At 45.7% G+C, this 11,675-nt stretch carries 10 protein-coding genes and 1 pseudogene; 7 read left to right on the top strand and 4 right to left on the bottom strand.

The window, feature by feature from the left end:
• Positions 1-64 precede the first annotated feature (64 nt).
• The 3 genes from ACX5J7_RS06730 to ACX5J7_RS06720 form a co-directional block, all read right to left on the bottom strand.
• Positions 65-247 carry a DUF3392 family protein gene (locus tag ACX5J7_RS06730; protein WP_498706549.1) on the bottom strand — a complete coding sequence of 61 codons (183 nt, stop codon included), beginning with the start codon at positions 245-247 and terminating at the stop codon, positions 65-67.
• 65 nt (positions 248-312) lie between these two features.
• The gene (locus tag ACX5J7_RS06725; RefSeq protein WP_462836037.1) at positions 313-1,266 is read right to left on the bottom strand and encodes a sugar phosphate isomerase/epimerase family protein; all 954 of its coding nucleotides are present in this window, start codon (positions 1,264-1,266) and stop codon (positions 313-315) included.
• A gap of 54 nt (positions 1,267-1,320) precedes the next feature.
• Positions 1,321-2,325 (bottom strand): LacI family DNA-binding transcriptional regulator, encoded by a 1,005-nt coding sequence (locus ACX5J7_RS06720; RefSeq protein ID WP_012516940.1) that lies wholly within the window; start codon positions 2,323-2,325, stop codon positions 1,321-1,323.
• A gap of 376 nt (positions 2,326-2,701) precedes the next feature.
• Between ACX5J7_RS06720 and ACX5J7_RS06715 the strand changes: the two are divergent.
• The 7 genes and pseudogenes from ACX5J7_RS06715 to ACX5J7_RS06685 all read left to right on the top strand — a co-directional run bounded on the left by ACX5J7_RS06715 (position 2,702) and on the right by ACX5J7_RS06685 (position 10,304).
• Positions 2,702-3,854 (top strand): annotated as a pseudogene (locus tag ACX5J7_RS06715) (Gfo/Idh/MocA family protein).
• A 36-nt stretch (positions 3,855-3,890) separates the two neighbouring features.
• Positions 3,891-4,958: a sugar phosphate isomerase/epimerase family protein gene (locus ACX5J7_RS06710; RefSeq protein ID WP_498706545.1), complete on the top strand. Its 1,068-nt coding sequence runs from the start codon at positions 3,891-3,893 to the stop codon at positions 4,956-4,958.
• A gap of 26 nt (positions 4,959-4,984) precedes the next feature.
• The gene (locus ACX5J7_RS06705) at positions 4,985-6,202 is read left to right on the top strand and encodes a nucleoside permease (RefSeq protein ID WP_014997053.1); all 1,218 of its coding nucleotides are present in this window, start codon (positions 4,985-4,987) and stop codon (positions 6,200-6,202) included.
• Positions 6,195-7,124 (top strand): hydroxypyruvate isomerase family protein, encoded by a 930-nt coding sequence (locus ACX5J7_RS06700; protein ID WP_498706540.1) that lies wholly within the window; start codon positions 6,195-6,197, stop codon positions 7,122-7,124. Before ACX5J7_RS06705 ends, ACX5J7_RS06700 begins: the two co-directional genes overlap by 8 nt.
• Positions 7,125-7,168: 44 nt before the next feature.
• On the top strand, positions 7,169-8,854 hold the full coding sequence (locus ACX5J7_RS06695) for a GMC oxidoreductase (RefSeq protein WP_498706538.1): 1,686 nt from the start codon (positions 7,169-7,171) through the stop codon (positions 8,852-8,854).
• A complete protein-coding gene (locus ACX5J7_RS06690; protein ID WP_014947966.1) occupies positions 8,854-9,471 on the top strand; it encodes a gluconate 2-dehydrogenase subunit 3 family protein in 618 nt (205 codons plus the stop codon). The genes ACX5J7_RS06695 and ACX5J7_RS06690 overlap by 1 nt, the downstream gene beginning before the upstream one ends.
• 65 nt (positions 9,472-9,536) lie before the next feature.
• Entirely contained in the window at positions 9,537-10,304 is a 768-nt protein-coding gene (locus ACX5J7_RS06685) for a 3-keto-disaccharide hydrolase (RefSeq protein ID WP_278384535.1), read from the top strand.
• Here ACX5J7_RS06685 and ACX5J7_RS06680 read toward each other — a convergent pair.
• Positions 10,301-11,449, bottom strand: coding sequence for an iron-containing alcohol dehydrogenase (locus ACX5J7_RS06680; RefSeq protein WP_015066067.1), 1,149 nt, complete (start codon positions 11,447-11,449; stop codon positions 10,301-10,303). The genes ACX5J7_RS06685 and ACX5J7_RS06680 overlap by 4 nt on opposite strands.
• Positions 11,450-11,675: the final 226 nt, after the last annotated feature.

The following is an 11,675-nucleotide window of genomic DNA, read 5'->3' as shown; positions in this document are numbered from 1 at the left end:
CATATCTGGATTACAAGAGTCCAAATCAATATGAGGCCGACATGGCTAACTTACAAAAAGCGGCTTAACTGGGTTGTGTGATTTTGGTTGACCACGTCACAGTGAAATGGTAAGGTGCCAGTATGCGTTTCACATGGCCGTTAATCAGGTCGCCGTACACCACTAAAATTGTGGCCATAAGCATAATGCTCATTTCTGTGTAATAGGGGCTTAATGCGCGAGAAAGGGCACTAAAAAGTTCACTCATAAATTTACTACTATTATGACGATTTTTGCTGTGTGCCCATTATAACCATGGCGAGTATAAAAGCGTTAGCTTACGCCTTTATTTAGTGCACTTACCGCGTTGAAGCCTTGTTCAATAGTGGCAATACGGTCGGTGGTTTGATCCCGCTCTACAAATTTATGTTCAATACCGGCTAACTTGCCGTGCGCGAATATCTCTTTAAAGTTAATCGTGCCCGTGCCCACATCAGCAAAACTGCCGTCTTCAGCCAAATCTTTTACATGCCAAAGCTTAAAGCGGCCTGGGTACTGCTTAAAGTAATCAATGGGATTTTTACCTGCTTTTACCGTCCAGTATAAATCCAGTTCCATGGCAACAAGGTCTGGGTCGGTCTGAGTTATAAGCACGTCTAATGGTGTCTTACCGTCGCGTACTTCAAATTCAAAATCGTGATTGTGGTAGGCAAGGGTAATACCTTCTTTCTTACACGCTTCACCAATGTTATTTAGCTTTTCGGCAAGAGCTTGGTATGGCGCAATACCCCTACCGCGTTGCGCTTCACTAAGCCAAGGTACCACTAAATATTTGTGACCAATGGTTTGTGCGTCATCTAAAATTTGTGACAGGTTAGTATCGAACGCGTCTAACTGAATATGAGCCGAAGGCGCAGTAAGGCCATTGTCATCAAGCAGTTGCTTAATTTCCTTTGCGCTATGGTCAAAGTAGCCTGCAAATTCCATTTCCGAATAACCAACATCAGCGACCAGTTTAAGCGTAGCCGGCACACTTACTTTCATAATATCTCTAAGCGTGTAAAGCTGCAGACCAACAGCACTTTTTTGCATGCCCTTCATCATAGCTCCTTTATCACTACCATGCCCCTGAACCGAACTAGTACTTGCCAAAACAGCAGGAGCGCTCATAGCCGCCAGTAAACCAGATGAATATTTAATGAACTGTCGTCTTGAAACGCCAGAGCCAATATTACTGGCCGCGTCTAAAATTGCTGTCTTACTTAAGTTTGTTTTACTTAAATTCACTGCTTGCTCCTTTTCTGTAGTGGTACATAGGTGATGACGCATCGCTATCATCAATTAACCCAAAGCTTTGCCCGTGCTCTCACGCACAATAAGTTCAAACGGCATAATAACTTTGGGGGCCTTGCGAATTTTTCCGTTAAGAAGGTCCACCAGTAGCGTAACCGCCGTTCTACCAAATTCTTCTGCAGGTTGGGCAATAGTGGTTAGCGGCGGATCCACAAATGCTGAAAATGCAATGTCATCGAAACCTGCCACCGATATGTCATTAGGAACATGTAGGTTGGCTTGCTTGAAGGCTTGCATGGCACCAATAGCCGTTTCGTCGTTCTCACAAAATACGGCGGTGGGTCTACTTTCAAGGTGACTAATGGTCTCCCCTGCGTTGTATCCGGCCTGTAATGTAAAATCCCCCGGGAACAACAAGCTCTCATCAAAGGCAATATTGGCTTGCGCTAAGGCGTCTTTATATCCAACCAAGCGTTCTTGGGTAAGCGGACTTGAATTAGGTCCTTTGATCATGGCTATACGGGTATGGCCTAATGAAATTAAGTGCTCGGTCATTGCTTTGGCTGCAGCACGGTTGTCTAACGACACAACAGGATATTGGCCATCGTCAATCACCTCACAGGCATTCACCATGGGAAGTAGGCCATTGTCGTTGATCATCGTGGCATCAAATGGGTTGTGCGCACGTAACTGTATAAGCCCATCAGCCTGAGAAGTACTTACCATCTTGGCGTAATGGCTTTCTATTTCACTATTACCAAGCGTATTGGCAAGTAAAATGGAATAGCCCAGTTCGGCTGCCGCTTCCTGCATACCGCTAATAACACGGGCAAAAAATACGTTCGCTACCGTAGGCACCAGTACCACTAAATTGTGCGTTTTTCCCGAACGAAACTTAACTGCCATTAAGTTAGGTTTATATCCAACTGCCTGAACAGCGGCCATCACCTTATTGCGCGTTTTAGGAGAAACACGCTCAGGTTGTTGCAATGTTCTTGATACGGTAGCGACCGACACGCCGGCACTATCTGCTACATCTCTAATATTTGCCATTTACGTTATTGTTGTTTGTTAATTCACTCGCGCATTGTAAACCTAACCCAGTAGAGGTGTGGTCTATACGATGGTAGCGAATTCAAAATTTACGTGAAATTAATATGTAACCGTTTTCATTTTAAGCAAAAGAATACGCACTTTCATAAAAACGTCAAAGGTTATTTGTAGGATTTATGTAAATTTGAGCTAGTGTTATGTCCAAATTTGGTGCAGGAATAGACTGTTAACGGTAGCAAAGCCCCAGTGTCACCTCGCCATTTGTAAACTTTAGATTAATAAAATGCTGTTTTTTGTATTGACCATTAAAATGTAACGGGTTACATTTTGTGGCATTAGTAACACCAATAGTGCGTTTGCACACAGAGGAATTTCAATGCAACCAATTCGAATGGGAATGATCGGAGGCGGGGAAGGCGCGTTTATCGGTGCCGTGCATCGTCATGCCGCAGGGTTAGATGGGAACTACCAGTTGGTGTGTGGCGCATTTAGCCGCAACGAAGAAAACAACTCGCGTACGGCAGCAACGTTAAATGTAGATGCTTCCCGTGCTTACGACAGTTGGCAAGCTATGTTAGATAACGAGGCGCAACTTCCCGAGCAAGAGCGAATGCAAGTGGTTGTTATCGTAACGCCTAATCATCTTCACGTACCTATTTCACTTGCCGCAATTAAAGCGGGCTTTCATGTCTTCTGTGAAAAACCAGCACGTTAGCTTTGCAGAAGTAAAAGAGCTTCAAGATGTTATTCACGCCAGTGAATCGCTATACGGCTTGGCTCATACCTACCTTGGTTATCCTATGGTTTGGCAAGCACGTCATCTCGTTGAAAGCGGTAAGCTGGGCAAAATTCGAAAAGTGTATGTTGAGTATCCGCAAGGCTGGTTGTCTGGCGAAGAAGAAACGCACAATAAGCAAGCGCAGTGGCGTACCGACCCAGCAATTTCTGGCGCAACGGGCGCAATGGGCGACATCGGCACTCATGCCTTTGGACTTGTTGAGTTTGTATTAAACGACAGTGTTACCTCGTTATGTGGCGAGTTAAACACCCATGTTGAAGGACGCCGATTAGATGACGACGGCGCCGCGCTTATTAAAACTAAGAAGGGTGCGTCGGGCGTGTTGATTGCTTCGCAGGTTTGTGCTGGTGAAGAAAACGCGTTGAAGATCCGTGTCTACGGTGACAAGGGCGGTTTAGAGTGGCGTCAAATGGAGCCAAACTCCGTTATCTATCGCCCTGTTGATGCCCCTTATCAAGTGTTTAGAGCCGGCCAGGGTCAAGTTGGGTTATGTGATGCTGCATCTGCACGTTGTCGTGTTCCAGCTGGCCACCCAGAGGGCTACTTAGAAGCAATGGCAAACTTGTATACCGATTTTGCGAAAGCGGTACGCGCGAATCAAAAAGGCAAAGCTGACGGCGTTCCAGGAATAAATTCAGGCATACGCGGAATGGTATTTATAGATGCCATGCTTGCCAGTACTGACAGCGACACCAAATGGGAGTCGGTCAGTCAGGAAGGAACGCAGTAATGCAATTAAAACATACAATGAAAAAGGTGAGCGCTTATGGCTACTAACCAACAATCTATAAAAGGGCCGGCTATTTTCCTTGCTCAGTTCATGGGAAAAGAAGCGCCGTTCGATACGCTTGAAAATATGGCGAAGTGGGCAGCGTCGCTTGGTTACAAGGGAATACAGGTGCCTACTGATCCTAGCTTGTTTGATTTAGAAAAAGCAGCCGAGAGCCAAGAGTACTGCGACAACATTGCTAAAATTTGTAAAGACGCAGGGGTAGAAATCACTGAGCTTTCTACGCACTTACAAGGTCAGCTAGTGGCGGTTCACCCCGCTTACGACGAGTTATTCGATAACTTTGCGCCGGCACACTTACACGGCAAGCCACAAGAGCGAACCGAATGGGCAATTAATCAGCTCAAATGTGCGGCTATTGCCAGTAAGCGCTTGGGATTGAAAGCTCACGCTACCTTTTCTGGTGCATTAATGTGGCACTTGGTTTACCCGTGGCCTCAGCGTCCTGCTGGCTTGGTCGAGCAAGGCTTTGCTGAATTAGCCAAGCGTTGGAAACCCATTCTCGATGCATTCGACGATGCAGGTGTTGACGTATGCTACGAAATTCATCCCGGGGAAGACTTGCACGATGGGGCTTCGTTCGAACAGTTTTTAAAAGCTGTAGATGACCACCCACGAGCAAATATTCTTTTCGATCCAAGTCACTTTGTTTTACAGCAGCTTGACTACCTTGACTTTATTGACCGCTACCACAGCCGGATCAAAATGTTTCACGTCAAAGATGCCGAGTTCAATCCGAACGGTAGAAACGGTGTGTACGGCGGCTATCAAGACTGGCAAGACCGCGCGGGACGTTTTCGTTCCCTTGGCGACGGCCAAGTCGACTTCAAAGGTATTTTCAGCAAGCTTACCCAGTATGGCTTCACAGGTTGGGCAGTACTAGAGTGGGAATGCTGCTTAAAAGACAGTGCGCAAGGTGCAGCAGAGGGCGCACCGTTTATCGCTTCACACATTATCGAGCCAAGCAAATATGCGTTTGACGACTTTGCTGGTGGAGACGTAAGCGAAGCGAAGAATAATCGTATTTTAGGCCTTGAGCGCTAAGCGCCATCAATAGGATAACAATAACTATGATAACCCTACGCCTTAGTTTGATGATGTTCCTCCAGTTCTTCATTTGGGGAGGCTGGTTTGTAACATTAGGCACGTATCTATCAAATACCCTGTCTGCCAACGGTGGACAAATCGGCATGGCTTTCTCAACCCAAAGTTGGGGCGCCATCATTGCCCCCTTTATTGTGGGCCTTATTGCTGACCGGTTCTTTAATGCAGAAAAGATCCTCGGCTTATTACATATTGTTGGCGCCGTGCTTATGTACTTTATGTATCAAGCGAATGATTTTGCCAGCTTCTACCCTTATGTGTTGGCTTACATGATTGCGTACATGCCTACGCTTGCTTTGGTTAACTCAGTGTCATTCGGGCAAATGGTTGACCCATCCAAAGAGTTCGGAAAAGTTCGTGTGTGGGGCACTATCGGCTGGATTGTGGCAGGCCTTATGATTAGCTATGTCTTCTCATGGGATTCTGCCCAGTCTATTGCCGATGGTATGCTCAAAAACACGTTCTTATTGTGCAGCGTTGCCTCGCTGATGTTGGGCGTATTCAGTTTTACACTGCCAAACACGCCACCTCAATCTGGCGGTAAAGCGGTAACTATACGCGACATTCTTGGCTTGGACGCGTTGGCACTGTTAAAAGACAAAAACTTCTTTGTATTCTTTCTATCATCTGTACTTATTTGTATTCCACTGGCGTTTTACTACCAGAATGCGAATCCTTTCCTTACGGAAATAGGCGTTGAAAATGCAACGGGCAAAATGACACTTGGTCAAGTTTCCGAAGTGTTGTTCATGTTGGCTTTGCCGGTATTTTTGAACCGTTTCGGCATTAAAGCCACGTTGGTGATAGGTATGGCGGCGTGGGTTGTTCGTTATGCACTATTTGCATTCGGGAACGCTGACGAAGGCTTGTTCATGCTAATTGTTGGTATTGCGCTGCACGGTATTTGTTACGACTTCTTCTTTGTATCAGGGCAAATCTATACCAATGCAAAGGCGGGCGAAAACGTAAAAAGTGCAGCGCAGGGGCTAATTACCTTAGCGACATATGGCGTAGGTATGCTGGTGGGTTTCGCGGTTGCTGGCGCAATTACCGATACCTACACGATGGAAACAGGTGCGCATAGTTGGCAGCAGGTTTGGTTATTCCCAGCAGGGTTTGCCGCGGTTGTGTTAGTGCTATTCGCCATTCTGTTCAGAAAAGAGAAGGTGGATGCAGATGCATAACATTACCCGCAGAAAGTTACTTCAGAGTATGGCAATGACAGGAGCCGGTATTGCCGGAACAGGGTTGGCTGCTGCTAGTTTAGTTACTGCCATGCCCGCCGTAGCGAGCACAAAAGGAACGAACAGTAGTAATACTGTGAATACGCCACTTAAAGGTAATGTAAATCACTCAGTAAGCAGATGGACCTACGGCGACTTGAGCATTGAAGAGTTGTGTCAAACCGTTAAGGATTTAGGGTTTGGAGCCATTGACTTGGTAGGCCCTGAAGATTGGCCTGTGTTAAAGCAATACGGCATCGACTCTTCTATGTGTAACGGCGCCGAGATAAGCCTTGAAGACGGCTTCATCCACAGTGAACTACACGATGAACTAGAAGCGCGTTATATAAAGCACATCGATTTGGTCGCTGATGCAGGCTATACAAATCTTATCTGCTTTAGCGGCAATGCCCGAGGCATGTCACGAGAAGAGGGACTTGAAAATGCGGTTAAAGGGTTAAAGCGCATTTTACCTCATGCTGAAAAACGCAATGTAGTGATTTTCATGGAGCTGTTTAACAGCAAAGTCGACCACCCTGATTACATGGCCGACAATTCTGCATGGGCGATAGAACTTTGCAAACGCCTAGGTTCTAAGCACTTCTCACTGCTTTACGATATCTACCACATGCAAATTAATGAGGGAGATATCATCCGAACTATTCGAGATAACTATCAGTACTTTGGTCATTACCATACGGCCGGCGTACCTGGGCGTCACGAAATAGATGCTTCTCAAGAACTCAATTATGAAGCAATAGCTAAAGCCATTGTCGAGACCGGATTTAAAGGCTACTTAGCACAGGAGTTTATACCCACACCGAAAACCAAAGCCAACAGAATAGCGTCGCTACAACAAGCGATCCATATCTGTGATGTGTAACGTGCGAACAGGCACAGCGACGAATAAAGTTTTAAGGACGTGTTATGGCGAGTAACGTATATGATGCAATAGTTATTGGATCTGGTATCAGTGGCGGTTGGGCTGCTAAGGAGCTAACTGAAAAGGGCCTAAAAGTGCTCATGTTAGAACGTGGCCAAAATATCGAGCATATTAAAGATTATAAAAATGCGCACAAAGAAGATTGGGATTTTCCTCACCGAGACTTGCCTACTCAAGCAATGAAAGTGGATTATCCCGTGCTTAAGCGCGACTACCCGCTAAATGAAAAAACGTACGGTATGTGGGCAAATGAAAAAGAAAATCCTTATACCGAAGACAAGCGCTTCGACTGGTACAGAGGCTACCACGTGGGTGGGCGCTCACTGTTGTGGGGGCGTCAAAGCTATCGTTTGAATAAAGAAGATTTCGAAGCCAATGCTAAAGAAGGCATTGCGGTCGACTGGCCCATTCGCTATGAAGATTTGGCGCCATGGTACGATTATGTAGAAAAATTCGCAGGTATCAGTGGTAATCGCGATGGCTTAGATGTATTGCCTGATGGCGTTTACCAGCCGCCAATGCCAATGAATATTGTAGAGGAAAGTGTCGCGGCGCGGGTGAAAAAGGCCTATGAAGGCGCGCGTCACATGGTACATGGCCGCACTTCAAACATGACACAAAGCAAGCCTGAAGAAGGGCGTGTTCATTGCCAATACCGCAATAAGTGTTGGTTGGGTTGCCCCTTCGGTGGCTACTTTAGTACACAAGCCTCTACGCTTCCGGCTGCGGTTAAAACAGGTAACTTAACCCTTCGACCTTTCTCGATAGTAAAAGAGATCTTGTTCGACAAAGACAAGAAGCGCGCGACTGGCGTTGAAATTATCGATGCAGAAACCAACGAGACCTATGTATTTAAAAGCAAGATCATCTTTGTAAATGCGTCAGCACTTAACTCGGCGTGGGTACTGATGAACTCTGCCACAGACGTATGGGACGGTGGCTTAGGAAGCAGCAGCGGCGAGTTGGGTCACAACGTTATGGATCACCACTTTAGAGTCGGTGCTTCAGCTGAAGTTGAAGGTTTTGACGACAAATATACCTACGGTCGCAGACCGAGTGGCTTCTATGTGCCAAGGTTTAGAAACTGGGGAAGTGATAAACGAGACTACCTGCGTGGATTTGGTTATCAAGGCGGCGCAAGCCGTTCAGGTTGGCGCAAAGACATAGCTGAGCTTGGTATAGGTGCTGGACTTAAAGACGCCATAACAGAGCCAGGTCCTTGGACAATAGGCATGACAGCCTTCGGCGAAATTCTTCCGTATCACGAAAACAAAGTGTACTTGAATAAAAAAGTCACCGACAAATGGGGCTTACCAGTACTCGCAATGGATGTAGAGATTAAAGAAAACGAGCTTAAGATGCGTAAGGACATGCAGCAAGACGCTATTGAGATGTTTGAAGCGGCTGGCCTTAAAAATGTTCAAGGCTGGGATGCAGACTACGCACCTGGTATGGGCATTCATGAAATGGGTACGGCGCGTATGGGAAGAGATCCTAAAAGCTCTGTGCTTAACGCGCATAACCAAGTATGGGATGCACCTAACGTATTCGTGACCGATGGTGCGGCAATGACATCGGCCAGCTGTGTTAACCCTTCACTGACCTATATGGCATTAACGGCAAGAGCCGCAGACTTTGCCGTAGAAGAGTTAAAGCGAGGAAATCTATAATGGAACGCAGAGAACTACTTAAACTCATCGCAACTGCTACAGGCACAGCATTGTTCGCAGGTAATGTGCTTGCCTACACAGATGTGCCTGCTGTACCGCTTAGCGACACATTATTTAATGAAAAAGACGTGGCCTTGCTGAATGAAATGGGTGAAGTGATCATTCCTCAAACTGACACGCCTGGAGCAAAAGCAGCCAACGTTGGCGCGACAATGGCTGTGTTGGTAACCGATTGCTACACACCTTTACTTCAAAAGACCTTTCTTGATGGCATTAAGAAAATATCTTCGTTAAGTCAAAGTCGTTTCAACAAACAATTTGTTCAGCTTACCAAGCAAGAACGAGAGGCTTTATTTAACGACCTGGATGTAGAAGCGAAAGCGGCGAACCTTGCTAACGGTGTTTATCAAGGTGTTGAAACAGGAAAGCCAAGTCAGTGGGAGCCAGGCACCGATGAGCCAACCCCTCACTACTTTACGTTATTAAAACAGCTAACACTTTATTGCTTTTTCACGTCTCAAGTTGGCGCGACTAAAGTACTTCGATATGTGGCTATTCCTGGACGTTACGACGGTGCATTCCCTTATAAAAAGGGCGACAAAGCGTGGGCAACCTAAACCTGCGCTATCGAGCAGCCAAACACAACACAGTTATACAACGGATAAAACAAGGTACTGACACTATGAATAAAACACTCGTCGCTTCAACTGTGGCTTTGCTTATGCCACTTTCTGCATGCGCAACGACAGATGCAGATACTGAAAAAAGCGAATCGCGTTTAACCCGAGAACAACAGGCCGCTAAAACGGAAGTTTGGGAACCTGTTCCAGAAGTCGTGTCTTTCGATGAGGCGGGCGTGCCTTCCGATGCGACCGCTTTAATAGGTAACGACCTGTCAAACTGGCGTTCAGTAAAAGAAGGTGAGGCTAAATGGACGCTTCAAGATGGTGTACTTACCGTAAAACCGGGAACAGGCGACATAAAAACGAATGCAGAGTTTTGCGATGTACAGTTGCATGTAGAGTGGAGAGCACCACAGCCAGAAGCTGGCATGGAAGGACAGCAGCGCAATAACAGCGGTATCTTCCTTCAGCAAAGATACGAGATTCAGGTATTGGACTCATATCAGAATAAGACCTACCCAAATGGTCAGGCGGCAAGTGTATACAAGCAAAGCATTCCGCTGGTCAATGCTATGAAGGCGCCAGGTGAATGGCAAGCCTATGACATTATATATAGAGCACCTAAGTTTAACGGAGAAAACTTAGTATCACCGGGCTATGTTACTGTTATACATAACGGCGTGGTGGTTCAAAATCATACTGAAATACAAGGTAGCACTGAATGGATTGGTGCACCTAAATATAAATCCCACGGATGTGCACCGCTTCAATTACAAGATCACGGTAACTTAGTAAGTTTTAAAAATATGTGGGTAAGACCACTTTAAAAAGCCAGTCGATAGATATCTTCAATCTCTTCAATACTCAATTGCTTGGGATTATTGCGAAGAAGGCGAGTTACTTTACTCGCCTCTTCCGCTAACTCACCTACACAAGAAGACGAAATATTAAAATGGGTGAGTGAAGCGGGTATATCGACATCCCTGCAGAGTTTTTCGATAGCAATTAACAACAGTTTAATTGCCTCATCTTTTGAATGGTGACGTTCACATACCTTCAGAAGCTTAGCTACACAATAAAGCTTGTCTTGGCAAAACGGTGCATTTACTTTCAATACATGAGGAAGCATAACCGCGTTACTCATTCCATGTGATAAATGAAATCGCCCACCTAAAGGGTAAGCCAGAGCATGCACTGCTCCAACGCCGGCGTTTCCAAAAGCAAGGCCGGCCATTAAACTGCCGGTGGCCATATCTTCGCGAGCAGCCAGATTTTCTCCATTATTATAAGCATGCACCAAAGAATTAAAGATCAGCTTTAATGCTTTTTCGGCAAGAGCATCAGTAATAGGGCTAGCATTAACACTTATATAGGCTTCAAGCGCGTGAACGAATGCGTCTATTCCGCTTGCGGCCGTTATAGACGGTGGGCAAGTTTTTGTCATCTCAGGCGCAACAATAGCAACATCGGGTAATAGGCAGTGACTAACAATGCCTTTCTTCATTTGTGCTTTAGGGTCAGACAATATAGCAATATTGGTGACTTCCGAGCCTGTCCCTGCGGTGGTGGGAATAACAATAAGAGGAAGACGCCTTTCTGAAAGCGTATTTTCACCAAAGAGTTTGCTAATAGACCCGCTATGATCATAGGTAGCTGCTAGTACTTTTGCGCTATCAATAGCACTACCGCCACCAAGGGCGATAATGCCATCTACCTTATTCTCGCGAAGGTCGTTTAATTTGGCTTCTATGATATTTACAGCAGGCTCGGGTGGAATATCATCGATAATGTGCAAGGGGGGATAGGGAAGTAAAGCGAGTACTTGCTCAAGAAGACCAGATGACGAAACACCTTTATCAGTTACGACGGCACAATCTTTTATACCTAATCGCGTCATTTCATCTGCAAGGGCTTTTATCGCGCCAAGGCCTGTAATGAGTTTCCCTGCGGTCTTAAATTCCGAAACCTTCATAGAATGCTCCTAATAAGGGCGTATTTGTAATCGTAACGACTTACTTAATTTATAGTACAACGCGGCTGTTACCACTTAACTAAACTTATAGTCAGTTAAAAGTCGTGTGAATTAGTAGGTTAAATAAACGTTTTGATTGTTGTTTGTGCAAATGATCGAAAAATAAGGTTTTTTTCGAAATAAGTGTTGACGTGAGCGCTCATTTCCCTAAAATGCGCATCCGCTT

This window comes from Alteromonas infernus (assembly GCF_902705815.1).
This window is presented reverse-complemented; position numbering and strand designations above follow the sequence as displayed.

Coding starts and splice junctions, on each gene's coding strand:
- ACX5J7_RS06690 (WP_014947966.1), top strand. CDS start 8,854: ATGGAACGCAGAGAACTACTTAAACTCATCGCAACTGCTACAGGCACA.
- ACX5J7_RS06695 (WP_498706538.1), top strand. CDS start 7,169: ATGGCGAGTAACGTATATGATGCAATAGTTATTGGATCTGGTATCAGT.
- ACX5J7_RS06730 (WP_498706549.1), bottom strand. CDS start 247: ATGAGTGAACTTTTTAGTGCCCTTTCTCGCGCATTAAGCCCCTATTAC.
- ACX5J7_RS06710 (WP_498706545.1), top strand. CDS start 3,891: ATGGCTACTAACCAACAATCTATAAAAGGGCCGGCTATTTTCCTTGCT.
- ACX5J7_RS06720 (WP_012516940.1), bottom strand. CDS start 2,325: ATGGCAAATATTAGAGATGTAGCAGATAGTGCCGGCGTGTCGGTCGCT.
- ACX5J7_RS06680 (WP_015066067.1), bottom strand. CDS start 11,449: ATGAAGGTTTCGGAATTTAAGACCGCAGGGAAACTCATTACAGGCCTT.
- ACX5J7_RS06700 (WP_498706540.1), top strand. CDS start 6,195: ATGCATAACATTACCCGCAGAAAGTTACTTCAGAGTATGGCAATGACA.
- ACX5J7_RS06685 (WP_278384535.1), top strand. CDS start 9,537: ATGAATAAAACACTCGTCGCTTCAACTGTGGCTTTGCTTATGCCACTT.
- ACX5J7_RS06705 (WP_014997053.1), top strand. CDS start 4,985: ATGATAACCCTACGCCTTAGTTTGATGATGTTCCTCCAGTTCTTCATT.